Raw genomic sequence first — 26,032 nt, 5'->3', positions numbered from 1 at the left:
ACAGGATAGTATAAGTATGAAAACCAAGCCGAGTTTTACCGTTAATAAGTTAAGCCTTGCCATTATCTCTGTGATTTCTGCGGCAACGTTATTAACCACAACCCCCGTATACTCGCAAGAACCCGCTCCTGTTCGTGATCCTGGTGAAGTGATTCCGATTGAACCCATTGAAGTGATTTCAGTGACAGGGCGTTTACGCAGCTCAGCATCAGAAGCAACCGAAGAGCGTCGTGAACAAATTGCTGTAGCCGATATTATGGGCTCAGAACAAATTTCAAGAACCGGTGACGGTGATGCAGCAGCAGCGCTTCGTCGAGTGACCGGTTTGACCTTAAAAGATGGTAAATTTATCTATGTTCGTGGTCTGGGTGAACGTTATTCAAGTACTTCGCTTAACGGCGCGACTGTACCCTCACCGGATCCAACCCGTAACGTAGTGCCACTGGATATGTTCCCAGCATCGATCATTGAATCGTTATCGGTGCAAAAGTCAGCGTCAGCCAATGCGCCAGCAGCATTTGGTGGCGGACATGTGGATATTCGTACTAAATCTATCCCTGCAGATTTCTTTTTTAAAGCTTCAGTAGGCGGTCGTTATAACACTAATGACTCGAATGACAGCTACACCTATAACGGTGGTGGCGATGATTGGACTGGCCAAGACGATGGCACCCGCGGTATGCCAAGCAACATTAATAATACTATTGATCAATACGGTGGCATCAGCCCGATTGATATCGTCAGTGGCTCAAATGGAGCGATTAACTACCCTGCGGCGCAACAAATTAACCGTGAGTTAGCGTTAGATATGTATCGCGACATGACGCTACAAAGTCAAAGTACAGATCCTGCCGTGCGCGGTGATATTGCCATTGGTGATCGTTGGGACATTAGCGACGACATCATTTTTGGTGCTTTGTCTGCGGTGTCGTACAAGAAACAAGCTGAAAATTACACTAAACGTGAAGTTGAACTTGATGGTGACAGCAGCCAAGTGCAAGTTGAAAACCAAAAAGATATTGTTGGCACCGATTCGATAGTGCAGGTGTCTGGCATGTTGAACTTAGGTTTAGAAATTGGCTACAACCATAAAATCGAAACCTTCACCACTTATCTTCAAGATACCTCAGATGACGTATCAACGGGTATTGAAGAAACTATCGATACCTTAGGCGAGCCTAATGCACTGCAAGTCTATGCTATTGATTACGAAGAACGTTCATTAATCAGTAATCAAATAAAAGGTCATCATTTCATTGAGTATTTGAATGACGCTGAATTTAATTGGAAGTTTTCTGATGCACGTTCTGAGCGTTATGCACCAAATGAAGTGTCGTATACCTATAACGTGATTTTAGATGCAAACAACCAGTTACTCTCTCGCAATCTTAACACTCAAGATGCACCTAAGTATGTCTACAGCCGCTTAGAAGATAACACTCAAAACTACGCTTGGGACTTTACTTACCCAATCAATTTAGATGCCACAGTGATTAAACTGACAACGGGTTATGAATACTTTGAACGCACCCGAGAAAGCTATGCTACCCGCTTAGGTTTTGATGTTGATTTAAGCCCAACAGATGTTAACGGTGGTATTTTATCCGGCGACTTTAATGATATTTTCTCTGATAAAAATATCAACGACAACACTCTAGGGCTAGAGCTAAAAGACGCGTCAACCGATACTGAAGACTACATTGCCGCCGAGAAAAACGATGCTGCTTTTGTCAGCATGGACATCGACTTTGACGATGTATGGCGAGTCTATGCTGGTCTTCGCTACGAAGACTTCCGCCGTGTCACTTTGCCTATTGACCCAAATGGACAGATTTCAGATGAAGGTGGCCGTTACGATTTGGCGGATTACGCCATCGCTGAAGATGGTTGGTTCCCGTCGTTATCATTAACCTGGAAACAAACCGACACCACTCAGTGGCGTTTAGGCGCAAGTAAAACCATAGTGCGTCCAGATCTCCGTGAAGTATCGCCAGTTCGCTTCCAAGATCCGGTTACCGATTTTGATTTCTTCGGTAATCCAGAACTTAAGAGCTCCGACATTCTAAACTTCGACTTACGTTGGGAATATTACTCAGATTCGGGTAACAATTTCAGTATGGGCGCGTTCTATAAGGATGTAGATGCACCGATTGAACCTATTCAACGTATTTCAGAAGCCGGTCGTCAGCTGAAGTTTTATAACGCCGAGTCGGGTTATGTGTATGGTCTTGAAACCGAGTTTTTACAAGAATTGGCGTTTTTGGGCAGCGAAGGCAGTATTTGGGAAGACTTCTTTGTGGCGGGGAACTTAACCCTTGGCGACTCAGAAATCAATATCGCTGCTAATGGCGAAATTGACCCAACCAATCAAACGCGTCGTATGACTGGGCATTCACAATGGGTGGCTAACTTACAATTAAGTTACGACTCATCAGACAGTTATCACAGTGCTACATTGGTATATAACGTGTTTGGCGAACGCATTGCTTACGGCGGACGTGGTGGTTTAGATGATGTATTAGAAAAGCCATTTCACAGCCTAGATTTTACCTATAGTTTCTTCCCGACAACCAGCACTACTGTGAAGTTAAAAGCGAAGAATATCTTAGGTGAAACCACGGAATACCAACAGCAAGATATTGAAGTTTATGCCAAAGATCCTGGCACTGAATTTACCTTGCAGTTTAGTTATCAATACTAATACGCGTTAGTTTTAAGACTTAGAAGAGTACTGGTTTTTAGTGATTTTTACTCATCATTTCAATCGCTAAAAATGTGCACGGCCACTTTCTTCGGAACAAAGAAAGTGGCCTTTTTAGGTTATGTCGCTGCGAAACTCATATAAGTTCAGCTTATCCTCATGATGAATAGATTAACCCCAGTTTAGACATTGACACTTTTTCATTCCAAATTGGGTAGAATACAGATTCGCTCATGATTGAACTCTCGATGGAACCACCTTAATGCCCAAAGTATCATCCGTATCCATTCACCTTAAAATATGTGTTTACATAATGTTAGCGTTATCAGCCAGTGCTTGTGCTATGCCTCTAGGGCTCACTCAAGCCGGTACGATTGTGTCATCTGATATTGATGAGGCCAGTGGTTTAGCCATATCGCGACTTAATGACAAGGTATTATGGGTACATAATGATAGCGGCGATTCGGCGCGATTGTTTGCGATTGACTCAAGCGGTAAGCAGCTGGCAACGGTTAACGTTGAAGGGGTAAAAAGTATCGATTGGGAAGATATAGCCTCGTTTACGTATCACAATCAGTCTTATTTACTCATCGCCGATATCGGTGATAACCAGGCGCAACGATCGCAGTATCAATTACATCTGATCAAAGAGCCTGATTTGAGTCAATTACACGGTAATAAACTACTCTCGGTCAAACCCAGTTGGAGTATGACATTTACCTATGGAGATGGTGCTCACGATAGTGAATCTGTAGCGGTTGATGTTGCCAAGCAAAAAATACTGCTACTGACTAAACGTGATAAATTGCCGATTTTGTATGAGTTGCCATTGATCGATCCTGCTTTAGGACAAACTGAATCAAACCATTCAGCTAACAATCTAGCCGCTAATTCAACTAAACAGTTCAACAGGCAAGCAAAAAAGTTGGGCGAGATAGCGCCGTTACCATCGGCGATGCTCGATTACACCAGTATCTATACTTGGATAGGTTTTGCCGGAAAGCCTACGGCAATGGACATTTCTGCTGATGGCTTATCGGCGGTGGTATTAACCTACACTCACGCGTTCTATTTTACTCAAACAGAGCCAGGCGATTGGTTAACGCTGTTTTCTTCACCGCCACAACAGATCAATTTACCCAATATCAGACAAGCCGAAGCGGTGGGTTTTAGTCAAGATGGCCGCAGTATTTACATCACGTCTGAAAATCTACCTGCGCCATTGTATAAAGTTGATTTAAAGGCTTATCGAACTCAATTTTAGGTAATTTGCACCCGCGCTGCGATGAAATCCCCTAGATTGAATAAATGTTAACCCTCAAGGTTCAACAATCACTTGGCCGAGAGCTCTTTTCTAACAATTTCAGCCCCTGCACTCAATGCATGTAACTTACCTCTTGCGACATGATGAGGTAAGGGCGCCATGCCACAGTTGGTGCATGGATATAGTTTATCGGCATCGACATACTGAAGTGCTTTTCGGAGGGTATTGGCGACTTCCTCTGGTGTTTCAATCGTATTGCTTGCTACATCTATGGCACCAACCATCACTTTTTTACCTCGAATGAGTTCTAGCAGCTCAATGGGCACATGAGAGTTATGGCATTCTAGTGAGATAATATCGATATTAGACTGCTGTAGTTTCGGGAAAGCTTTTTCATACTGTCGCCACTCTGAACCCAGTGTTTTTTTCCAATCTGTGTTGGCTTTGATGCCATAGCCATAACAAATATGCACAGCTGTTTCGCACTTTAGTCCTTCAATGGCTCTTTCTAAACAAGCAATCCCCCAATCATTTACCTCATCAAAAAAGACATTAAATGCTGGCTCATCAAATTGAATAATATCAACACCTGCCGCTTCTAATTCTTTGGCTTCCTGATTAAGTATTTTAGCAAATTCCCACGCTAGCTTTTCGCGACTTTTATAATGGTCATCAAAAAGCGTATCTATCATTGTCATGGGGCCTGGCAGAGCCCATTTAATGGGCTGTGTGGTTTGCTGACGTAAAAACTTGGCATCTTCAACAAAAACTGATTTTTGGCGACTAACCGGGCCGACAACCGTTGGTACACTGGCATCATAGCGATCACGAATTTTAACGGTTTTACGTTTATTAAAATCAACGCCGTTAAGATGTTCAATAAACGTAGTCACAAAATGTTGGCGTGTTTGCTCACCATCACCAACAATATCAATGCCTGCGTGTTGTTGATCTTGTAATGACAAACGTAACGCGTCTTGTTTGCCCTTAATTAATTCTTCACCTTGTAGTTTCCAAGGTGACCAAAGTGTTTCGGGTTCAGCGAGCCAAGAAGGCTTAGGTAAACTGCCTGCAGTTGAAGTGGGTAGTATTCTTTTGTTAATAAGTTTTTTCATAATAAATCATGCCGTATATTGGGTGTAATTATTAAACGCAGCGATTAAACGTAATTGGCAGACCATTGCTCAAGCACCGTTTGATATGGTTTGATGAAGTGTTTTTCAGCAAACTTTCCCTGCTCATTAGCCAACTGGCTACGTTCTTCTCGATCATAAACAATTTGCGTTAATGAATGATCCTGGTTCTTTAAATTGGGTTGATAGGACTTTCCAGCGGCGGCATTCGCATTATAAATCTCTGGTCGGTAGATTTTTTGAAAGGTTCCCATGGTGCTGATGGTGCTTATAAGCTCAAGATTAGTGTAATCATTAAGTAGATCACCAAAGAAATGGAAAGCCAACGGCGCAACACTATTTGGCGGCATAAAATAACGTACCTGTAGGCCCATTTTTTTGAAATATTGCTCAGTCAAAGACGACTCGTTTGGCTGGTATTCAACACCCAATACAGGATGCTGATTTTCAGTTCTATGATAGGTTTTGTTATCTGAAACACTAAGGCAGATAACAGGCGTTTTGTTAAAATTTTGTTTGTAAGCATCTGAATTAACAAAATACTGAAACAGCTTGCCATGCAGTTCGCCAAAGTTATCTGGAATACTGAAGTTGGGCTGGTCTTTATTATGAGCCTGCAGTAATACGCTAAAATCATAATCCCGCACATAAGAGGAAAAATTATTTCCTACAATACCTTCAATGCGTTGATTAGTTTGATGATCAACAATATTCGTTTTCAATATTTCAATCGATGGGAAGGTTTTACCACTACCTTCAATATCCATATCAACAGAAATGATTTCAAGTTCGACGGAGTAACGATCGCCTTTAGGATTATCCCAATTCGCTAAGGCATTAAAACTGTTGTCAATCATCTTCAACGCGTTGCGCAAGTTTGCTTGGCGATAGCTTCCTCTGGCCAAATTCGCAAAGTTGGTGGTGATACGTGTATTGTTTGATGGATGATAATTTTCATCGAGACAAATGCTCTTAATCGTAAATGTGAAATCTTTATTCATGATGATCTGGTATCCAATTTTGTGATTTAAAAGCCGGAATGTATGTTTTGCTCTTTATCGATATGTTCTATTCGTACTGATTTTCTGAGCAAGTCACTGTTACAGCTTTGTTTGCTTGGTGCCTGATGGCTTACTTAGGGAGCAGCTGTAATATTGCTTGGCGCTAAAAGCATGAGTTATTTATACGTGGGTCAGAACATGAAGAAAAACGGTTTTATTTCACCTGCTACATGAGCAGTATTCATGATTATAAATAAGCGTGATTACCTAGACATAGTTTGCGGTGTCGGATGACAATTCTGGATAATATGAGTATTGAATAACAGGCTATCTGACCTTGTTAGCCAGTGCTTGTTGAAGAGACTGGAGATATTTTTGTACTAAAACCTGCAATATTTTCACAATCTAACCAAACAGCAGCAGCGAAAAAATGGCGACGAAATGGATCCCGCTTTTAACTTCATTTGTAGTCAGCTTCGGTCTATCTGATTTGTAACGAGTGAAAATTCTAACGTTTTCCACGGGGAGCTGATGTGAATGGAATCTCGAATGTCGTGGGGCATGGTCAATAATGTTCTCGACATCAACTGACATTCCCCATATCCATATGGGTCAGGTGCCAAAGAGCGACCCTGCCACCGAAAACTAGCCTGACGTCTTGTCATTCTCAAGTATTCTTCTCTTTTATAAATAGTCTTCAATCCATTGTATTCTCATAGGTTTGAAGCTAAGAATTCTCAAAGAGATAATCGAAAAGTTTGTCGGTTTCAGCTAATGTGCTCGCAATATTTACATTACTGTTGTTTGGCTTGATATTGCTGTTTAACGTCTTCAATCAGTTTTTGCCACTGAGGATATTCAGCAAAGCTTTGTTGTAAGTCGCCCCAAGGCGTTAGCGCATCGGCCATTGAAGGCGCTTTAGATTGTGTGGTCTGGTATAAATAATAAAATGCTGACGCACGATAATTTGCTGCGCAATGGACTAGCACTGGAGCGTCGCCATTTTGCTTCATCAGGATAAAGAACTGCTCAACATCTTCTTTTGTAGGATGCTGCCAGTCCACGCTAATATTGTGATAATTCATCCCTAGCTGAGTCACTATTTGCTGCTCATTTTTTAATGCATTTGGGTTGTCATTAGGAATGAGATTAATCACCGTTTTGATACCTGCTTGAGCGAGTTGTGCAAATTGCTGCTGTGTGGGCAAACCCGCGGTAATCACTTGTTGGTTATTAAATTTAACCGCTTTTATGTCGCCAAGTTTACTGGTGTCAATATGAGCCATGCTACCTCCTTTGTTCATATCCGCACTGAACACTTGCGCACTAAAAAAGAAACAACAGATCAATAAGCTAGCTGACAGTACGCAATAGCGTTGCAGTATATTCATGTGGATCCCTCAGATTGATTGAATATGTAATAACACGTTTCGAATTTCCGCTAAGCTGGTTAATCATTGATGATAGTTAAGCGTGTCGGATATGCGCAATTATCTGCAATTAATACCAGTGATAGCAATCCTTAAATTGGCAGCTAACGGGCACAGGCTATTTTTGTTGTCACTGCTGCTGAATCTCATTATTGAGCAATTGTTGTGTGAATGGTTGTGTAAATTGCTCAATATTTCAATTTGTCCTTTCGCTTGAGTAACAATCCGCTCAGGGTTGGTTTGCTAATCAGTATCAAGGCTTGTTTAATGTCTTTTTCATCGTTAAACACAGTGAAATAGATATCTATTGGCAAATATCATTGTCGAGTTAAAACTTGTCTATATCGACTCCAAATTGCTTAGTGTCACTATCCAGTCTACTTTTAAAGTAAGACAAGACAAAAAACTCATCAAAGGACGTGTTATGCAGACATTTACAAAGTCATTTATCTTAGTTTCTGTTCTTAGCAGTAGTGCAGTATTGGCGGATACCATTAGCATTCGAGCCGACAATTGGTTTCCCATGAATGGCCAACCCAATGCTAAGCAACCAGGTTACATGATTGAGTTAGCAACCAATATTTTTACTGCGGCAGGTCATACGGTGGATTACAAATTAATGCCTTGGGAGCGCGCTGTTGACTCAGTACGTAAGGGCGAATTTGACTGTGTGGTGGGTGCCTACAAAGATGACGCGCCAGATTTTATATATCCTCAGGTACCCTGGGGAATGGACAGTACGGTATTTTTTGTTAAAGCAGGAGGTAGCTGGACTTACACTGGACTGTCATCACTACAAGGAAATAAGATTGCGATAATTAAAGGTTATGCCTACGGTGATGAATTTGATAAATATGTGACAGAGAACCCCAGTGTGTTTGATGCCATAGGTGCCAATAATGGCCTTGAAAACAACATTAAGAAACTCCAGGCAGGAAGGGTAAATGCTGTTGCCGAATCTCCCAGTGTCATGGGAGCAAAACTTAAAGATATGGGCGTTAGTGGCATAGTTGCGGCGGGCTCTTTGGGCGAGGCGACAGAAATGTATATTGCCTGCAGTCCGGCAAAGGCAACGTCTGCTGGCTACATCAAGTTGATTGATGAGGGAACCGCAAAGCTAAGGGCATCGGGCGAATTCAATAAAATATTATCATCTTATGGGATCAGTGATTGGCAGTAATTGTGTGCCGCTATAGTTAGTCATTCTACATCCATTCAGCCTTGTGCGAGCAAGATACTGAAGACAATATATCGTCACTCAAACATAGACGCTTTCGGTGAATTAAGACCATCGTCTCTCACCGAAGGCTCTTGATCTAAGACTATTGCCTAAGCTATCTATTTAACTGCTCTCCCTTGTTGTTACGTTTGATGCGACTCATCCTGCTATAAGCGATTGTACTGCGCTGATGTTCATCAAAGAGGCAGGCTATGCATGCATTCTTTTGAATGGGGTACCCCAATGAACTCCGTACCACTGTGCCTGTCAATTGTCACCCCCATGCGGATAACCTTATCCTTAGCCCATTCGGGCTAGTACGGGTTGGACTGTGTCACTTATTCATCGTAAACAGCAACCTTAGTGAGTTTGCAAAATTATACCGAGTTACCCTAGCTTGGTTTCTATTTGCGAAAATGAGCATTGTCGTTTATTGTTCAACGACTCTCCTCACCTTCGATTTTCTATATATGCGAAAGCTCGCACTTCTAATTCTTGTTTGCTCTACTCTGGAAGCTTGGGCTACGCCAAGGGTAAGAGTTGAGTATCGTGATAAGCCACCTTACACTTATAGCGAAAGTGGTCAACCTCGCGGCTTTATTATCGATATGACCAAGGAGATCTTCCGCCGTGCTGATGTTGCAGCAACTTATTCAGAAGTCCCGGTTAAGCGTATTTTTGCTAATATTCAGAACGACAGTGAAGCTATCTGCTCCCCCAGCTGGTATAAGCTGGCCGACCGGGAGTTATATGCAAATTTTTCTCTGGTGATCCATAAAGATAGGCCGCATATGGTGCTAGTGGCCCCCAGGGTTATCGAGCTTGTAAAACAACACCAGAGCTTAAGTTCATTGTTCGAAGACCCACGACTCAAGCTCGGCGTGGTTGCCCACGTGTCCTATGGCCCTGAGCTTGATCTGGTGATAGAGAGTAAAAGTCATTCTGTAACAGATTCGGCGCGATCCGTGGAGAGTTTGGCTAAGATGGTGTCACTCAATCATGGGGCCGACTATATGCTTATAGACAGGGAAGATTATGATTATATCAACCGAATGGGTGAAATCAGTGCCATGGGTTTGTTGCCAATGTATTATTCTGACATGCCGCCAGGACTTAATCGTTACCTTATGTGTTCCAAAAGCGTAGATGCAGAGACTATGGCTCGTCTGAATCAGGCAATACGTGAGTTGTTACCCGAAATCAACGACTGATGCATCGAGCTACCCACGGTTAAGTTTATTCACTTGGCTCATTCGTTCTGACCCCACTTATATGAGCATAGTCCCTGCTTAGTTAATCTAGCTGCATCCAATCGACTTGAACGCCAGCTTGCTCAAACATATCTTGGCTGACTTTAATCTTATCTCCCCAGCGTGACAGGTAATCTTCGTTGGGTTGTGGACTATGTACGGCGCGCAATCCAGTTTGGATAATCTTGGCGGCGCAGTTTGGACAAGGGAAGTGAGTCACCCAAATCTCACAGCTACTGAGATCTCGTTTTGCATGGAGAATGGCATTTTCTTCTGCATGAAGTGTCTTTAGCAGTTTCATTTCACGGTTATCGGTTTCAGCACTATCAGATATTCCGTGAGGATAACCATTAAAGCCTAAAGAGACGATGCGATTGTTTTCGGTGATTACTGCGCCAACTCGGGTGGAGGGGTCTTTACTCCAAGATGCTACGAGCTCGGCCATTTGTAAAAAGCGTATCGCCCATTTTGTCATCATCTTATTGCTATTCCTATGCTTTATGTATCACTTTAATTGGCTGCTATTCTCTATGCACAACAGTGATAAATCAACCTTCAACCTTCAATATTCTAATCTTGGACCCACTTATCCTTTGTTATATAAGTAGGGTCATAGTGCGCCTGTAAAGCTGAATTTAACTGCCAATTCTTTAGGTTGCGTTGACTTATTTCAATGAGAGAGCCCGAACTTACTCTTCATGGCTCAAAATAAAATTATTCACAGCTTTTGATATCAGGTCTTTTTTCATCGTAGTGCGTGCGAGAGGCTGGTTAAACCAAAAGCTCATCGGCTGATCAAAACCGATACCGTGCATATAGTTGTAAAGCGCTTTACGTAGCCCTTCGCCAAGCATGTCATGATCGGTACCTGTTGGGTCGGTGAAGTCGACATCGTTTTCAGCGAATAAGATTTCAGGACGTTCAGCAAGGGTGATGCCAAATTGCTCTGGGTTGATGCCGATAGGGCTGTGGATCGTGGCGACAAAACGGTGCCAGTAGGCGGACTGGAAACAACCTTGCTGCATCAACTGACGCACCATTTCCAATGAGTCTATGGTTTCTTGTTCGGTTTGTGTGGGAAAACCATACATTAAATAGGCATGCACCAGAATACCCGCGTCACTGAAGGCTTTAGTCACGTGGGCGACTCGTTCAACGCTCACGCCTTTTTTCATTAGTTTCAGTAGTCTGTCTGACGCCACTTCAAGGCCGCCGCTGACCGCGATACAACCAGAATCTGCCAGTAACTGGCAGCGGTCTGGGCTAAAGGTGCGCTCAAAACGGATATTGCCCCACCAACTGATCACGACCCCACGTTCTATAAGGCGTTTTGCAAACGCAAATAAGGTTTTTGGCGGTAAAGCTTCATCGACAAAATGAAAACCTGTTTGTCCGGTTTCTTCGATAAGCTCTACAATTCGGTCAACCAACACATCGGCGCCTGCGGTATCGTAGCGGTCGATGTAGTCCAAGCTAACGTCGCAGAAGCTGCATTTGCGCCAGTAACAGCCATGGGCTATGGTGAGTTTATTCCAGCGGCCATCACTCCAAATACGGTGCATCGGGTTGAGCATTTCACACAAAGACAGGTATTCGCCCAGTGGCAGGCCGTCGTAAATCGGTGCGCCGACTTCGCTTTGCGGAATATCGTGCAGCTGATCATTCTGATTTAAGTGGACATAAGGTTGGCCATTTTCATCTTCGGCGAGAAAGTAAGTTCGCACTAACTCGTCTATCTCTCGCTTACCTTCAAAGTACTCTAGTAGGGTGATTAAGGGACGTTCGCCGTCGTCTAGACAGATATAGTCGACAAACTCAAATACCCGAGGGTCTTTGAGTGCGCGCAGTTCGGTATTAACAAACCCGCCGCCCATGACGATAGGGATATCAGGGTTAATGGCCTTACAGGTTTGCGCAATCCGTAACGCGCCGAGCATATTACCGGGAAACGGCACGGTTAGTGCGACTACGCTCGGTTGCGTGTCTTCCAGATACATCTCGACCAACTGCTCCAAAATTTCAGAGCTGAAACTCGGTTCGCCCATTAGAGTGTCGTAAAGGTTGTCAAAGCTTGGGTTGGCCGCTGCTAATTTCTCGCCATAACGGCTGACTTCAAAATACGGGTCAACACCTTGGGTGATGACGTTCGACAGATCATTGATAAACAGTGTCGCGAGATATTTAGCTTTATCTTGTACGCCTAAATTACCAAAGGCCGCTTGCAACACATCGCCAGATACGGCTTCCATTTGAGCAATTGCATCAAACGCTGGGCCTTCAGGTAAGAAGCGGCGCGAGTTAATCCGCATCGCTAGGCTGGGGTCTTTACCCTGTAAAAAACGAATCGCGGGCTCTACGGTCAGATGATAACGCTCAAACTCAGCCAGAAAATTGAAGATAACATCAGGCAGTTCATCGTCTTCAAAATGCTCGAAGTTTTCTTCCACGTGCTGACGAATAATCTCTAGCGCAGGCGCCGTCATCATCTCAAGAAACAGCTCAATCGCAGGATCTCGTTGCACCGCCTCATAGCCTCGTGAGCGTAAAAAACCGGTCAAATACGCTGTTGCTGGATACGGTGTATTCAGCTGAGTCATAGGTGGAGTCATTAGAAGAACGGTCATAACCTGCCTTTAAATAGTAAAACCTGAATGCTTATTGCGAAGCAGAATAATGGCAGCAAACACTGCGGCCACAACATAATAATGAATTCTAACAAATGGCCTGTAAAAAAGCCCCGTAAATTAGATAATGGTTGATTGAGCAACAGCTCTTTAATTCATCAGGATTGACTATATGCAGCGTCACTCAAGGATGAATAGTCGTCAGTGTCGACCTTAATAGTTTGCGAATCATGCGATTAGGATACTGAGGCTTGCCGATAAAGTGCTCGAGTCAGATGGACTCAATCTTCATCTGACCCTTTTTAAGGTGTTAGCGTTAATTAATAATAGGGCGTAAATAGCCTGCGCCAAGTTGTTTCATTTGTCGTTCAACCCAGACGACTCTCTGGCGAAGGTAAGGGGTTAAATTATTGGGATCGCGTTTACGAGGGCTTGGTAGTAGCACTGCCAGCCGCGCAGCTTCATTACTGCTGAGATTGCGTGCCGATTTATGAAAGTAATGCTGGCTGGCTGCTTCTACGCCGTAAATTCCTTTGCCAAACTCAGCCACGTTTACATACACCTCTAAGATACGTTTTTTACCCCAAATCACCTCAAGGCTCAAGGCTAAACCCGCTTCCAGACCTTTACGAATAAAGCTTCGCCCCGGCCATAGCAAAAGGTTTTTAGCCGTTTGTTGGGTTATAGTGCTAGCCCCGCGAAGGCCTTCGCCATCGTCTGACTGGTTAAGGGCTTTACTGATAGCAGTGAAATCGACACCGAAGTGCTCTGGAAAACGCTGATCTTCTGAGGCAACCATTGCCAGCGCTATTTGCGACGGCAACTTATCAATGCTGACCCAGTGCTGGGTAACTGGATAAGGGCTTTGCAGCATAAATGACGTAGTCGGTGGTGGCACAAATCGTAGCAGCAATAATAATAGCGTCAGTAATAGCAACAACCGCCACATGACAAACCATGTCCAACCGAAAAAACCTCGTTTACGATCTGCCATTCACTGCCTCTTGTTATCATTAGCCTTTAGGTCTGTGTCGTTTTCGACGTGCAAGAGTATAGGATATTAACCATCAATACCAAATGCTAATCAATGTCGTGCAGATTATATATCTAAAAGACAGATTATCTGGTCTCAGTGTACAGATTGGATTAAGCCACAACAGTAAGCCATGGCATAAAAATGTGTTCTTATGACAACCTCAACAAGCTGGAGGATTTGATAAAATAGTACGGATGTCGGCTAAACTCGTTTGCCATTGTTGGTAATCAAGCCTAATAGGATAGGCGTCGTTAGCAACCATCAATACTAACGAGGGGAATCCTTGAATAGGCAGTTGGCGGGCAAGGTTAATTTCTGTGATTAATTGCTCTTCTGTTTCACTGGCGTTTAGTTGCTGGTTAAAAAGATCTGCCGGGATGCCTAATTGAGTGGCGATAGATGTTAAGGTGCCAATATCAGATGGATTGCGCGCGTGCAGGTAATAAGCCTGTTGGATTGAGTTGATCATTTGCTGCTCAAGTCCATATTGGCGTGCAACTATAGTGGTTCTGCAGGCCAGATAAGTTGATCGTCTAGGTTGGCAGTGCTGCCAAAAGTCGTGATTAAATTGAGTCCCCAATTGTTGAGCTATCTTGTGCCAAGTTTGTTGGAGCATTTGCTGCATGGATTGTGGCATAGGCAGTTCAGAATCGGGTGCTAAACCGCCAACTAAGTATTTTATTGTCAGTTGTTGGTTAAATTGCTGCAGCAGTTGGGCTTGGAGGGTGTCCCATGTGGGGCGATATCCCCAACACCAGCTGCACATAGGGTCGTGTACATAATAGAGTGTTGTATCTGACATTATGGTTCTCTTTATTAATTGCTTTGCAGCCTAGCAACTCAATCTATCTTAAATACAGTAGATACTAATATTGTCATATTAGTTCGCTATTTTAGTCATATTCATTGCGTAAGATAATTTTAACAAACAATGCATTACAGCATTACTACACGGAGGTACTAAAATGACAGGGCAAAAAAGTATAACACTGGGCATTATTTCTATTTTAACCAGTATGTTATGGGTCTCAGGCTGTAACAGTAACGACAATAATGACACGGCTTCAGCAGTGGTAGATAAAAGTGTTGTCGCGCAAGTCGGCCCTAGGCCGTTATTTTTAGTCGATCAAATGCAAGACAGTGAATTAAAAACTCAATTAGCCCAATGCGAGACTGGACCATTTTACCGCACTGACTTTGCCATTGGCCATCGTGGTGCCTCGATGCAATTTCCTGAGCACACCAAAGAATCTTATCAAGCGGCTATTGATTCCGGTGCCGGTATTGTTGAGTGTGACGTCACTTTTACAGCCGACAAAGCGCTGGTATGTCGCCATTCACAGTGCGACTTAGCAACGACGACGAATATTCTCGCAATCCCTGAGCTTGCCAATAAATGTTCGGTGCCGTTTTCACCTGCCGATGCCGCTAATGGCGTTAGTGCTACAGCAACCTGTTGTACAAGTGATATTACGCTGGCTGAATTTAAAACCTTAAAAGGCAAAATGGATGGCTTTAATCCTAAGGCCACCACGGTTGCAGAGTTTATTGATGGTACACCAAACTGGCGCACCGATTTATATGCGGGTAATGGCACCTTAATGACCCATGCTGAGAGTATAGCCTTGTTTAAAGCCGCAGGTGTAAAGATGACCCCTGAGCTTAAATCGGCCAGTGTGAGCATGCCTTATGATGGATTTACTCAGCAAGATTATGCCCAAAAAATGCTAGATGAATATGCCGCCGCAGGTGTCGATGCATCACAGGTATTCCCGCAGTCATTTAATTTAGACGATGTAAAATATTGGATAGCCAATGCGCCAGAGTTTGCCGAGCAGGCGGTTTACCTTGATGGCCGCGATGAGCAGGCTGGATTTGATCCGCAAAACAGCGCGACTTGGTCACCGAGTATGGATGCCTTAGCCGCTGATGGCGTGAAAATTATCGCGCCACCTTTATGGATGTTAGTCACCTTAGATAATAACAAGGCCATCATAGCTTCTGAATATGCCAACGCGGCTAATGAAGCAGGCTTAAAAATTATCGCATGGTCTCTTGAGCGTTCTGGCCCACTGAGTCAAGGTGGGGGCGGTTGGTATTATCAAAGCATTGCTGATGCTATAGATAACGAAGGCGACACTTTTGAGTTATTAGATGTACTGGCTAAAGATGTTGGTGTTATTGGTGTGTTTTCCGATTGGCCTGCAACGGTAACTTATTATGCAAATTGCATGAATATGTAATGTTTAACAGCATGCTTATCCCGCGTTTAAATGGGGTAAACAGGATTGACTTAAAAGGTGCCAACATTGTTGGCACCTTTTTTATTCTATTCACTATACTCGTTATGGTGCGGTATTAATCACTCACGGTTCGATTAGCGATACACAATGGGTGATGATCATTGCCTAGGTTACGTGTCGAAGCATTATTGAAGTGACTGAAATAGTAAATAAATTCAATCTACAACCATGTTGTTAGCCTTTAGTCTATATAGGCAGTATTGGATGACAGTGGTAGTGTTACAGCACAATAATACTGATAACAATATAAAAAATAAGGATATTGCAGGATGAAATTAACTAAACGTTTTTGCATGATTGGCGCAGCTGCTGCGCTGTCTATTAGTACCGCTGTTATGGCTGCGCCGACATTTATTAACATCCTCACCGGCGGAACCAGTGGTGTGTATTATCCTATTGGAGTTGCACTTTCACAACTCTATAGCAAGGGTATTGAGGACTCTAAAACTTCTGTTCAAGCGACTAAAGCTTCTGTTGAAAATCTTAACTTATTACAAGCGGGACGAGGTGAGTTAGCCCTTGCATTAGGTGATTCTGTGTCTGCAGCATGGGCTGGTGATGCTGACGCTGGCTTTAACAAACCACTGGATAAGTTACGTGTGATTGCGGCAACCTATCCAAACTTTATTCAAATTGTCGCCAATAAAGACGCTGGGATTAATAGCCTTGCAGATTTAAAAGGTAAACGCATTTCTGTCGGCGCGCCAAAATCAGGTACCGAGTTAAACGCACGCGCTATTTTCAGCGCTGCCGGCTTAAGTTATGACGATATGGCTAAAGTCGAGTTTTTGCCTTATGCCGAATCTGTTGAGTTGATTAAAAACCGTCAATTGGATGCGACGTTGCAATCATCTGGCCTAGGTATGGCAGCCATTCGAGATTTAGCAGCAACAATGGCGATTAACTTTGTTGAGATCCCTGCTGATGTGGTGGCTAAAATCAATAATCCTGCTTACCAAGTCGGAGTGATTACAGCCAATACTTATGAAGGTCAAACGGAAGATGTCAGTACCGTGGCGATTCAGAATTTACTTGTGAGCCACAGTAAGGTCTCTGATGAAATTGCTTATCAAATGACTAAGTTGATGTTTGAAAACCTTGACCGTTTAGGCACAGCGCACTCTGCGGCGAAAGACATAAGCTTAGAAACGGCTACTAAAAACTTACCCATCCCATTACATCCAGGTGCTGAACGTTACTACAAAGAAGTGAATGCACTGTAATCTTATGCTTCTTTTTGTGAGCGCTTGCTTAACCTTAAGCAAGCGCTTAGTTGTTTTTTAGACACACCGATTTTAGCTGTAGTAAGTGTAGAGGCGTACCATGAGTGATCCATCCAATAACCAGACTACTATGTCTGAACATGGCTTAAGTGCAGATACCCGCGATTGGCCAAAAGCATTGTTTTTTGTGGCGCTGATTTTTTCAATTTTTCAAATTACCACAGCTGCATTTCATCCGGTTTCAACCCAAGTATTACGCGCAGTGCACGTGGGTTTTTTATTATTAGTGGTGTTTATCAGTTACCCCGGTATGGGCAAGAGTCAGCCATGGCAACCTTTGGCGTGGCTACTCGGTTTAGCGGGTATGGCAACTGCTGTGTATCAATGGGTGTTTGAAGCAGACTTAATTCAACGCTCTGGTGACTTAACCCAAAATGACATGATAATTGGTGTGGTATTAGTTGCGTTAGTGTTTGAAGCGGCAAGGCGAGTGATGGGCATTGCACTGCCTATTATCTGTGGTTTGTTTTTAGCTTATGGTTTGTTTGGCGAATATTTACCGGGTGAATTAATGCACCGGGGCTATGGTTTTGACCAAATAGTTAACCAGTTAGCCTTTGGTACAGAAGGCTTATATGGCACACCAACCTATGTTTCAGCGACTTATATTTTCTTATTTATTTTGTTCGGTGCCTTTTTAGAACAAGCCGGAATGATCCGTTTATTCACCGACTTTGCCATGGGCTTATTTGGTCACAAAGTCGGTGGGCCAGCAAAAGTGTCTGTGGTGTCATCGGCACTCATGGGCACCATTACCGGGTCGGGGGTTGCTAATGTGGTCACCACTGGACAGTTTACTATTCCGCTTATGAAACGCTTTGGCTATCGTTCAGCTTTTGCCGGCGGGGTCGAGGCCACGTCCAGTATGGGTAGCCAAATTATGCCGCCGATTATGGGCGCTGTGGCTTTTATTATGGCCGAAACCATTAACGTGCAATTTATTGAAATTGCTAAAGCGGCGATGATCCCTGCGGTATTGTACTTTTGCTCAGTATTTTGGATGGTGCATTTAGAGGCCAAACGCGCCAATTTATCTGGCTTACCCAAAGATCAATGTCCTGATCCATGGGCGGCGATTAAGTTACGTTGGTACTTACTCATTCCGTTATTTATTTTGATTGGCTTGTTGTTCTCTGGGCGTACGCCACTGTTTTCAGGCATGGTAGGTTTAGCACTGACCGCCATTGTGATTTTAGGTTCGGCGATAATTTTAAATGTATCATCTGCTGTGATGCGTTTTGCTTTTTGGATAGCACTTGGCGTGTTATGTGCTGGCTTCTTTCAATTGGGCATAGGGGTGATGTTTGGCATCATTGCCATACTGATGGTGATGTGTTGGTTTGTTAAAGGCGGCAAAGAAACCTTAATATTATGTTTACATGCATTGGTTGAAGGTGCCCGTCATGCCGTGCCTGTAGGTATTGCCTGTGCGCTGGTGGGGGTGATTATTGGTATCGTCTCACTTACGGGTATAGCCTCTACTTTTGCTGGATATATCTTGGCGGTGGGCCAAGATAATCTGTTTTTATCGTTAGTATTGACCATGATAACTTGTCTTATTTTAGGCATGGGGATCCCCACGATTCCTAATTACATTATTACCAGTTCAATAGCTGCTCCAGCATTACTCGACTTAGGTGTGCCGTTAATTGTGTCGCACATGTTTGTGTTTTATTTTGGCATTATGGCTGACCTGACTCCACCGGTTGCGCTAGCGTGTTTCGCGGCCGCGCCAATAGCAAAAGAGAAAGGCTTAAAAATCAGTTTGTGGGCTATTCGTATTGCGATTGCTGGGTTTATTATTCCTTTTATGGCGGTATACGACCCCGCGTTAATGCTCCAAAGTGGCGGTGTGCTAGAGACTATTTTTGTAGTGCTTAAAGCAACCGTTGCTATTGGTATTTGGGGGGTGATTTTTACCGGCTACTTATTACAAAACCTTTATTGGTGGGAACGTATTTTAGGCTTTGTTGCTGGTGGCTGTTTGATTTTAGCGACGCCATTAAGTGATGAATTAGGCTTTGGTTTAGCTCTGGCATTTATTTTACACCACGTATGGCGCGCTCGTAAGCTCAAACGTTTAGCGCAGGACGAATAATGCTAGGGTTATGTTTAGGGTTAGCTGGCACTATTTGGGCGCAATTGCCGGCTGAACAAATGACTCTGTCTTGGACGCACACGATTGAAAAAATTCGTTGGGCCGAAGATTATCGTTTAACGAATAAAGGTTTTATTTTAGAACAAGCCAGGGTAAAAGGCAGTGGTGCAGGGATGGAAATTCCTGCCGATGCGGTGTTAAAAGATGGCAGTTGGCACTACAAACCCAATTTACCTATTTTGCCAATACTAAAGTTAGGCCGAACTCCAGAAGCGGGGGATTTTCAGTTATGTGTTTCATCGGCTCAGGCTGGGCAACAATGCCACCCAATGAGCTTTTGGGTCGGTGAGCCTACCACTAAACAGCCCTCCATTGAGCTATGGGGCTGTGATATACCTGTATGAGTTTGGTGTGTTAACAATGCCGATAAGATGTATTAGACATAAAAAAAGCTGAATCAATTGATTCAGCTTTTTTTATTGAATTTTTTACCACGACTTACTTTGCAAATGCATCTTGTAGTGCAGGTACAACTTGTTTTTTACGGCTTAATACGCCGTCTAACCACACGCGGCCATCAACGGTAGGCTTACCGTAAGCACGCTCGGTTAAATCTGCTGAATCAGAAACCACTAACATTTCTGAACCTTCTTTCATGATATCGGTTAGCAGTAATAATACGCTGTGACGATTGCCTTCGACTTTCAATTTAGCTATATCAGCTTCTAAATCAGCTTTGATGTCGTCAAATACAGACAAGTCGATCACTTCTAATTGGCCAATACCAACTAAGTTACCGTTCATGTTGAAGTCTTTAAAATCGCGCATAACTAGGTCACGTGCTGGCGTGCCTTCAACTGCTGATTTTACTTTAAACATGTCCATGCCGACTTCTTTAAAGTCTTCAACACCCGCTATTTCAGCTAATGCTTCGACACAACGAATGTCTGCAGTGGTACAGGTTGGTGATTTGAAAATGACAGTGTCACTTAAAATGGCGCACATCATGATGCCAGCGATGTTTGCTGGAATTTTTACTTGGTAAAAATCGTACATCATTTTGATTACTGTGTTGCTACAACCAACTGGGCGAATCCAACATTCTAGCGGAGTAGAAGTGGTGAGATCGCCTAATTTGTGGTGATCAACAATACCGACGATAGTTGCTTGAGCAATATCATCTGGTGCTTGAGTAATTTCTGAATGGTCAACAATGTAGACTTCTTCACCAGCATAGCTGGTTTTGTATTCAGGTGCTTCAAAACCAAATTTCTCTAAAATAAATGCGGTTTCTGGTGATAACTCACCTAAACGGGCAGCAATAGCTGGTTCACCGATTTGGTTTTTTAAATATGCTAATGCGATTGCACCACAAATTGAATCTGAATCAGGGATCTTGTGACCCACTACATACATTGCCATTGAAACACTCTCCTATAAAGTTACCATGATTTTAACAAGGATTAATCCTGATAGCATTAAAAAATACCACTTGAGTTGTTTAGCGCATCACCGGAGTATTATTACTAATGATTTGAGTCATCCATTAATAAAAAGCCCCAAGCTAAGAGTCTCAAGGCCTATTGTATTCTATAACCTAAAATAGCACATATGAACTTAGCTATCTTTTATGTAAGGCCATTAAATTCGAACTTTAATGACTACTTTGCGGACTTTCTGTGGGGTTGCGCTCGTACCAGGCATATGAATGTCACCAGGGAAAAATAGCGCAAACATCCCCGCCTTTAGCGGAATAAATGCTGCGTCATCTTGGTTCGATTGAAAATCGAATTCGGCGTAATCATGCTTATCAAAATATGGCTTAGAAGGGGTTTGGTTGGCTAAAGGTAAATAGCCAAACTCTTCTTCACCGCTAACCACATATTGCACATCAATATATTGACGATGAACTTCAAATGGCTCTGTTTCTTTGGGTTTAGTTTCATAATCATTAATGATAACGAAAATATCTTTGCCTTCGATTGGGTAGTTTCCTACCTCAAGTTGGCTAAAGTCGGTCTCGGCAAGATGGGCTAAGGCTTTGGCTAATCTCGGGCTGAGTGACGTATATAGGTGACGGTTAGTTAAAGTATCAACAATCATAAAAATTCCGTAAGATAATAATCACAAAAACATCATAGCGTGTTAGCGTTAAAGCATACAGTTTTAGCAAGATATCAGCATTACAAATATAAGAAGGATTGTACATTGCCTGCATTACGTTTACTTGCTGGACCAACTGCTTACGAACAACTTGAAGCGAACGGCTTGCAACAATCATTATTTACCCAGATTTTTGCTGCTTCAGGCGGGCCTAAATGGTTGGCGATAGCGGGCTTAGATAAATATTTATTTAGTGAGTTTTTTAAACAACGCCAAGATCCACTCTATACCATGGGCGCCTCGTCGGGCGCATGGCGCTTATCTTGTATGGCACAACAAGATCCCTTAGCGGCTTATGAAAGATTAGAACATTTTTATATCCATCAAGATTACCAAAAAAAACCAACGCGTGAACAAGTCAGTGCCCAAGTATTGCACATTGTGGATGGTATTCTGGGTGAGCAGCAAGGTGCTGATATTATTGCTAATCCGTTAATTCGTCATCATATGGTGGCGTGCCGCGCTCGGCATTTAAATCGCATTCAGGCCAAGTTTGGCTTAATGATTGGGCTGTCGATGGCGGCTGTGAGTAATGTGGTTAATCGTAAAAGCTTAGGTTGGCATTTTGAGCGGGTAATTCTGAGCCATAAAGATGATGCATCACCTTTTAGGCGCTTAAAAGATTTGCCGACTAAGCATGTTGAATTAACCCAAGACAATATTCGTCATGGACTATTGGCCAGTGGATCGATCCCGTTGCTGCTTGATCCGGTTAAAGACCTGCAAGGATCGCCAAAAGGCCATTATTACGATGGCGGCATTACCGATTACCATTTTGATATGCCATTACCCGCAGCAACTGGCTTGAGTTTATATCCGCACTTTTATCCTTATATGAGCCCCGGCTGGTTTGATAAATCCCTTTTATGGCGCAAAGCCAAAGCCAATTACCACAATGGCTTAATTTTAGCACCGAGTAAGCAATTTATTGCCAGTTTACCCTTTAGTAAAATTCCAGACCGTGAAGATTTTAAGCATTTAGATACCCCAACTCGTATTGCTTATTGGCAGCAAAGTGTACAACAAAGTCAAATATTAGCGGATGAATTTGCCGAGATAGTCGCCTCTGGCACGATAATGGATCGTATTGAACGTTTGTAAAGTGGCCACTCTCTGAGTGTTTTTTGTGCTGTTTGTGAAAGATAGTCTTATTGAACTAGGTCTATTGAAATAAGACCAAGTGTAAATGGCTGGTGCCGTCGGTAATAAGCATTATTTACACTGCTTAAGTTGTTGAAATATTAACCACTGCTACACTTGTCTTATTGATTTGACTTTAGTTCAGTAACTTCACCTATGGTGTAGGAGGCTGTTATGCAAACAAAAGAAGTGGCATTACTTATCCAAGATGGAGTGTTATTGCCAGGTGGTCGACTTGAAATTCGAGTGGTGACACCGAGCGATTTACGCATGGTTGCCGATTTACTCAAAGGCCACTATGGCTTAGCATTCGCGCCATTGAAACTCAATAGTGAGCCGCCTTGTTACATTGCCGTTACCCAATGTAATATCATTGATTTCAACCAGTTAGATGATGGCTCTTTAAGCATTATTATTGAAGGTTTACAGCGGCTTAAAATATTATCTGCAGCAAAAAAACGCGACGGTTGCTGGATAGCCCGCGCGCTTCCTTGTGCTAATTGGGATCATGAACCCATTGCGGGCGAGTTTGAAATTATCAGTGCCGCACTGGATCAATTTTATCAAGTGAATCCAGATTTACTGGAATTGTATTCACAAACTCATTTAGAAGATGCTACTTGGGTTAGTCAGCGTTGGTTAGAAGTCTTACCTATGTATAATCGCGATAAGTTGATTCTTGTCGAGCAACCTAACTGCCATAAAACCATGGATTTTGTCCTGCAGTTGCTTAAATCGCATGTGGATGTATGACGCATTACGTGGCTTATTGAGATAGTGATAATCAAGATACAATCTGGGCCTAGCCTGATAAGATAGCGTTATCATTTTGCCATTTGTTATCTTCATATAGCCAAGTTATTTATGCCTAATTCAGCAAACTATAGCAAGAGTCACACTCAATCAGCCTCCAAAACAGCAACCGCCGCCATTGCCGCTCAACCTTCGTATATTGTGTTACCACGCGCGACTGAGTTAGCGGGCAAGCAATACCAAACTGTGTTGGAGTTTTTGGTCGATCATTTTCAGCAAATCGATGTCAGTGTATGGCAACAGCGGATTAACGATGGCAAAGTGCATTGGCTAAATGGTGAATTAATTACCGCTGACAGTGCTTATCAAGCTACTGCGCGGGTATATTATTACCGTGAAGTGTTAGCCGAAACGCAAGTGCCGTTTGCAGAGCAAGTACTGTATCAAGACAGTCATACCATTATCGTCTACAAGCCGCATTTTTTACCTGTAACGCCAGGTGGTAATTACGTTAACGAATGCCTAGTACATCGATTACGTATTGCGACACAAATTGACACTGTTGCACCCGCTCATCGGCTCGATAAGGACACCGCAGGGGTGATGTTAATGACACTCAATCCGCAAACTCGGCATGCTTATCATCAATTGTTTTTAGATGACAACATCACTAAAAACTATCAGGCCATTGCAAAGATAACCCCGCAATTATTGACTCAATTAGCTGATAATAGCTGTGCATTACCTATCCACTGGACGGTGAAAAATCGTATCGCCCCAGCTAACCCAAGCTTTACTATGCAGGTGATTGAAGGTGAGGCCAATAGCCATTCTGAAATCAGCTTAGTGGCAGTAAAAGGTGATTTAGGATTATTTGAGTTAAGCCCGATTACTGGCAAAACTCATCAATTACGAGTACATATGCTGAGTCTGGGCATGCCTATCATCAATGATCGCTTTTATCCGGTGTTACAACCTAAAGGGCCGGATAATTTTGATAAACCATTACAGTTATTGGCTAAACGCTTGCGTTTTATTGATCCTGTCAGTGGTATTGAACAAGATTTCCAGTGCCAAGGTTTAGCTTTTTAGTCCATTTTTAACGACTAAAAAAACCGCCATCAATATGTTGATGGCGGTTTTGGGTTTGATACTCGTCTTTTACACTAGAGATTTATGCGACTTTATTCTGCTTTAGCGTGCTTAATCCCTTTGCTGTTTTTCATTGGGTCGCCATCATAACCAAGGGCTTGCCAGTTTAAACGTTGGCCTTTGTTATGGCAGTCATTACACTGTAATGCTTTATCTTTTGGTGACACCATATGGTTGATACGCCACCACATTTCGGTTTCAACAAAACCATGTTTACCGCTGTACTTAAGTCCTTTTTCTACCATGGTTGGGTTCGCTTCCATACCCAGCTTGGCCGCTAAGTCCCAATCAAAGTCAGTCCAGTAACCACCTTTACCGTATGTTTTAGGGGTCAGTAATATGTTGAGTTCGGTGTCGTATATTTGCTTACCTGTATGCACTTTAAATGGATAGATTTTAGCTTTAGGGTCTTTTATATCACCTAATGGAAAAGCTAATTTTACCACTGTAGTTGGATCAATTTTGTCGCCCGCCATGTAGGCATCTGCGTGACCGTTAAACCAAGCGTATTGTGGTGGAACGTCTTTTTGCCAAATAAAGCTGCCTTTCTTTTTCATAAAGGTGTGCTTGCCATATTGGTCTGTAGTTTCAGGAAGATCTTGTCCTGCCTTTGACCAGTCCCAACGCATTTTAGTGGGTTCATTTTTAGCAAATGACGGTATATGACAGGTCTGACACGCTACTGTTGCAGTATGTGTATTAAGCTTTTTATTTTTGTGAGGCGCGGCATCATGGCAGTTTTCACAGCCAATTTTGTTTTCACCACCAGGTGATACGCCCATAGCGTTACCGCTGATTTGATGATTTTCAGTGACGTGACAAGTTTGGCACTGGAAGTCATTACCGTCGGTGTCCATGTGGACATCGGTTGCCTTGTCTGGGTAAGCCATCGATGAGTCTAAATCACCATGTTTAACGGCATCACCACCGCCGCCGTAGAAGTGGCAACTGCCGCAATTATCACGCACGGGCGCTCCCACATTCTGTGCTACGTTCGTTAAATTGACTTTGGCTAACGGTTCACCTGCACCAGCTGGATCTTTAATGTACGTCCCTGTTGTGTCATGACATACCAAGCAATCGACTTTGGTCATGTCTTTAAAATCAAATGTAGAATCTTTCCAACCATAACCAGCATGGCAACTGGTACAACGTGGTTCATTGCCAGAGATCGACACACAAAAGTTGTTAATGCTATTTTTCTTGCCTCTTTTAACTGTAAGACCTGGCAGTTTTTGTTCTAACTCCCAAGTCCAGTGCGAAGATTTCATAAATTCTTCGGCATGTTCTTGATGGCAAGTTAAGCATTGTGTTGTCACCTCGGTGCCGCTGGTAAAAGGCCCTTGTAATGCCTCTTTGTGGTTAAAGGCAGCCTGCGCACTACTGCTTAATAACAATAATACAGCCAGTGCTGATAATAGTTTCATGGTGTTTGTCCTTACCCCTGAGCTTGTGCTCAGGGGGGCCAAGTTAGAAGGTTAA

At 43.0% G+C, this 26,032-nt stretch carries 21 protein-coding genes; 11 read left to right on the top strand and 10 right to left on the bottom strand.

All coding sequences use genetic code 11. The features are described from left to right. Positions 1-16 precede the first annotated feature (16 nt). Together H5164_RS07490 and H5164_RS07485 are read left to right on the top strand one after the other, a co-directional pair. The gene (locus H5164_RS07490) at positions 17-2,701 is read left to right on the top strand and encodes a TonB-dependent receptor domain-containing protein (RefSeq protein WP_124015170.1); all 2,685 of its coding nucleotides are present in this window, start codon (positions 17-19) and stop codon (positions 2,699-2,701) included. A 313-nt stretch (positions 2,702-3,014) separates the two neighbouring features. Further along, positions 3,015-3,965, top strand: coding sequence for a hypothetical protein (locus tag H5164_RS07485; RefSeq protein ID WP_182755428.1), 951 nt, complete (start codon positions 3,015-3,017; stop codon positions 3,963-3,965). 68 nt (positions 3,966-4,033) lie between these two features. On the opposite strand, the gene H5164_RS07480 is transcribed toward H5164_RS07485, so the two are convergent. The 3 genes from H5164_RS07480 to H5164_RS07470 all read right to left on the bottom strand — a co-directional run bounded on the left by H5164_RS07480 (position 4,034) and on the right by H5164_RS07470 (position 7,385). Next, on the bottom strand, positions 4,034-5,080 hold the full coding sequence (locus tag H5164_RS07480) for a methionine synthase (protein ID WP_124015166.1): 1,047 nt from the start codon (positions 5,078-5,080) through the stop codon (positions 4,034-4,036). Between the two features lie 44 nt (positions 5,081-5,124). Then, complete coding sequence (locus tag H5164_RS07475; protein ID WP_124015165.1) at positions 5,125-6,099, bottom strand: DUF1852 domain-containing protein; 975 nt, start codon at positions 6,097-6,099, stop codon at positions 5,125-5,127. Between the two features lie 794 nt (positions 6,100-6,893). Further along, positions 6,894-7,385 carry a protein tyrosine phosphatase family protein gene (locus H5164_RS07470; protein ID WP_259396761.1) on the bottom strand — a complete coding sequence of 164 codons (492 nt, stop codon included), beginning with the start codon at positions 7,383-7,385 and terminating at the stop codon, positions 6,894-6,896. A gap of 568 nt (positions 7,386-7,953) precedes the next feature. On the opposite strand from H5164_RS07470, the gene H5164_RS07465 reads away from it, so the two are divergent. Together H5164_RS07465 and H5164_RS07460 are read left to right on the top strand one after the other, a co-directional pair. After that, positions 7,954-8,709 carry an ABC transporter substrate-binding protein gene (locus H5164_RS07465; RefSeq protein WP_124015163.1) on the top strand — a complete coding sequence of 252 codons (756 nt, stop codon included), beginning with the start codon at positions 7,954-7,956 and terminating at the stop codon, positions 8,707-8,709. Positions 8,710-9,164: 455 nt separating this feature from the next. Next, positions 9,165-9,959, top strand: a complete 795-nt coding sequence (locus H5164_RS07460) for a transporter substrate-binding domain-containing protein (protein WP_182755424.1) — start codon at positions 9,165-9,167, stop codon at positions 9,957-9,959. Positions 9,960-10,041: 82 nt separating this feature from the next. Here H5164_RS07460 and H5164_RS07455 read toward each other — a convergent pair whose 3' ends face one another. From H5164_RS07455 to H5164_RS07440, 4 genes are all read right to left on the bottom strand, one after another. Then, the gene (locus tag H5164_RS07455; protein WP_124015161.1) at positions 10,042-10,476 is read right to left on the bottom strand and encodes a dCMP deaminase family protein; all 435 of its coding nucleotides are present in this window, start codon (positions 10,474-10,476) and stop codon (positions 10,042-10,044) included. A 211-nt stretch (positions 10,477-10,687) separates the two neighbouring features. Continuing rightward, positions 10,688-12,622: a radical SAM protein gene (locus tag H5164_RS07450; RefSeq protein ID WP_182741220.1), complete on the bottom strand. Its 1,935-nt coding sequence runs from the start codon at positions 12,620-12,622 to the stop codon at positions 10,688-10,690. A 316-nt stretch (positions 12,623-12,938) separates the two neighbouring features. Next, positions 12,939-13,616, bottom strand: a complete 678-nt coding sequence (gene mtgA, locus H5164_RS07445; RefSeq protein ID WP_182755422.1) for a monofunctional biosynthetic peptidoglycan transglycosylase — start codon at positions 13,614-13,616, stop codon at positions 12,939-12,941. A gap of 202 nt (positions 13,617-13,818) precedes the next feature. Next, positions 13,819-14,460 (bottom strand): DsbA family protein, encoded by a 642-nt coding sequence (locus H5164_RS07440; RefSeq protein ID WP_182755420.1) that lies wholly within the window; start codon positions 14,458-14,460, stop codon positions 13,819-13,821. Between the two features lie 163 nt (positions 14,461-14,623). Between H5164_RS07440 and H5164_RS07435 the strand changes: the two genes are divergently transcribed. The 4 genes from H5164_RS07435 to H5164_RS07420 all read left to right on the top strand — a co-directional run bounded on the left by H5164_RS07435 (position 14,624) and on the right by H5164_RS07420 (position 19,746). Further along, complete coding sequence (locus H5164_RS07435) at positions 14,624-15,901, top strand: glycerophosphodiester phosphodiesterase family protein (RefSeq protein WP_182755418.1); 1,278 nt, start codon at positions 14,624-14,626, stop codon at positions 15,899-15,901. 329 nt (positions 15,902-16,230) lie between these two features. Next, positions 16,231-17,184, top strand: a complete 954-nt coding sequence (locus H5164_RS07430; protein WP_182696774.1) for a TAXI family TRAP transporter solute-binding subunit — start codon at positions 16,231-16,233, stop codon at positions 17,182-17,184. Between the two features lie 100 nt (positions 17,185-17,284). Further along, a complete protein-coding gene (locus H5164_RS07425; protein ID WP_259396760.1) occupies positions 17,285-19,342 on the top strand; it encodes a TRAP transporter permease in 2,058 nt (685 codons plus the stop codon). Beyond that, the gene (locus tag H5164_RS07420) at positions 19,342-19,746 is read left to right on the top strand and encodes a DUF1850 domain-containing protein (RefSeq protein WP_182755416.1); all 405 of its coding nucleotides are present in this window, start codon (positions 19,342-19,344) and stop codon (positions 19,744-19,746) included. Before H5164_RS07425 ends, H5164_RS07420 begins: the two co-directional genes overlap by 1 nt. A gap of 94 nt (positions 19,747-19,840) precedes the next feature. On the opposite strand, the gene H5164_RS07415 is transcribed toward H5164_RS07420, so the two are convergent. Together H5164_RS07415 and H5164_RS07410 are read right to left on the bottom strand one after the other, a co-directional pair. Beyond that, positions 19,841-20,764, bottom strand: a complete 924-nt coding sequence (locus tag H5164_RS07415; protein ID WP_182696772.1) for a manganese-dependent inorganic pyrophosphatase — start codon at positions 20,762-20,764, stop codon at positions 19,841-19,843. Between the two features lie 219 nt (positions 20,765-20,983). Next, on the bottom strand, positions 20,984-21,445 hold the full coding sequence (locus H5164_RS07410; protein WP_182696771.1) for a YhcH/YjgK/YiaL family protein: 462 nt from the start codon (positions 21,443-21,445) through the stop codon (positions 20,984-20,986). Between the two features lie 105 nt (positions 21,446-21,550). Between H5164_RS07410 and H5164_RS07405 the strand changes: the two genes are divergently transcribed. From H5164_RS07405 to H5164_RS07395, 3 genes are all read left to right on the top strand, one after another. Then, on the top strand, positions 21,551-22,606 hold the full coding sequence (locus H5164_RS07405; protein ID WP_182755414.1) for an alpha/beta hydrolase: 1,056 nt from the start codon (positions 21,551-21,553) through the stop codon (positions 22,604-22,606). A 213-nt stretch (positions 22,607-22,819) separates the two neighbouring features. Beyond that, complete coding sequence (locus tag H5164_RS07400) at positions 22,820-23,398, top strand: LON peptidase substrate-binding domain-containing protein (RefSeq protein WP_182755412.1); 579 nt, start codon at positions 22,820-22,822, stop codon at positions 23,396-23,398. Between the two features lie 111 nt (positions 23,399-23,509). Then, a complete protein-coding gene (locus H5164_RS07395) occupies positions 23,510-24,490 on the top strand; it encodes a pseudouridine synthase (protein WP_182755410.1) in 981 nt (326 codons plus the stop codon). Positions 24,491-24,582: 92 nt separating this feature from the next. Here H5164_RS07395 and H5164_RS07390 read toward each other — a convergent pair whose 3' ends face one another. Then, complete coding sequence (locus tag H5164_RS07390; RefSeq protein ID WP_182755408.1) at positions 24,583-25,977, bottom strand: tetrathionate reductase family octaheme c-type cytochrome; 1,395 nt, start codon at positions 25,975-25,977, stop codon at positions 24,583-24,585. Positions 25,978-26,032 lie beyond the last annotated feature (55 nt).

Source organism: Shewanella sp. SG41-3 (genome assembly GCF_014164545.1).
Lineage (GTDB): Bacteria > Pseudomonadota > Gammaproteobacteria > Enterobacterales > Shewanellaceae > Shewanella > Shewanella vesiculosa.
Note: the sequence above shows the minus strand (reverse complement) of the source record. Positions and strands in the feature narration are given on the sequence as shown.

Coding starts and splice junctions, on each gene's coding strand:
- H5164_RS07490 (WP_124015170.1), top strand. CDS start 17: ATGAAAACCAAGCCGAGTTTTACCGTTAATAAGTTAAGCCTTGCCATT.
- H5164_RS07485 (WP_182755428.1), top strand. CDS start 3,015: ATGTTAGCGTTATCAGCCAGTGCTTGTGCTATGCCTCTAGGGCTCACT.
- H5164_RS07480 (WP_124015166.1), bottom strand. CDS start 5,080: ATGAAAAAACTTATTAACAAAAGAATACTACCCACTTCAACTGCAGGC.
- H5164_RS07475 (WP_124015165.1), bottom strand. CDS start 6,099: ATGAATAAAGATTTCACATTTACGATTAAGAGCATTTGTCTCGATGAA.
- H5164_RS07470 (WP_259396761.1), bottom strand. CDS start 7,385: ATGGCTCATATTGACACCAGTAAACTTGGCGACATAAAAGCGGTTAAA.
- H5164_RS07465 (WP_124015163.1), top strand. CDS start 7,954: ATGCAGACATTTACAAAGTCATTTATCTTAGTTTCTGTTCTTAGCAGT.
- H5164_RS07460 (WP_182755424.1), top strand. CDS start 9,165: ATGAGCATTGTCGTTTATTGTTCAACGACTCTCCTCACCTTCGATTTT.
- H5164_RS07455 (WP_124015161.1), bottom strand. CDS start 10,476: ATGATGACAAAATGGGCGATACGCTTTTTACAAATGGCCGAGCTCGTA.
- H5164_RS07450 (WP_182741220.1), bottom strand. CDS start 12,622: ATGACCGTTCTTCTAATGACTCCACCTATGACTCAGCTGAATACACCG.
- mtgA (WP_182755422.1), bottom strand. CDS start 13,616: ATGGCAGATCGTAAACGAGGTTTTTTCGGTTGGACATGGTTTGTCATG.
- H5164_RS07440 (WP_182755420.1), bottom strand. CDS start 14,460: ATGTCAGATACAACACTCTATTATGTACACGACCCTATGTGCAGCTGG.
- H5164_RS07435 (WP_182755418.1), top strand. CDS start 14,624: ATGACAGGGCAAAAAAGTATAACACTGGGCATTATTTCTATTTTAACC.
- H5164_RS07430 (WP_182696774.1), top strand. CDS start 16,231: ATGAAATTAACTAAACGTTTTTGCATGATTGGCGCAGCTGCTGCGCTG.
- H5164_RS07425 (WP_259396760.1), top strand. CDS start 17,285: ATGAGTGATCCATCCAATAACCAGACTACTATGTCTGAACATGGCTTA.
- H5164_RS07420 (WP_182755416.1), top strand. CDS start 19,342: ATGCTAGGGTTATGTTTAGGGTTAGCTGGCACTATTTGGGCGCAATTG.
- H5164_RS07415 (WP_182696772.1), bottom strand. CDS start 20,764: ATGGCAATGTATGTAGTGGGTCACAAGATCCCTGATTCAGATTCAATT.
- H5164_RS07410 (WP_182696771.1), bottom strand. CDS start 21,445: ATGATTGTTGATACTTTAACTAACCGTCACCTATATACGTCACTCAGC.
- H5164_RS07400 (WP_182755412.1), top strand. CDS start 22,820: ATGCAAACAAAAGAAGTGGCATTACTTATCCAAGATGGAGTGTTATTG.
- H5164_RS07395 (WP_182755410.1), top strand. CDS start 23,510: ATGCCTAATTCAGCAAACTATAGCAAGAGTCACACTCAATCAGCCTCC.
- H5164_RS07390 (WP_182755408.1), bottom strand. CDS start 25,977: ATGAAACTATTATCAGCACTGGCTGTATTATTGTTATTAAGCAGTAGT.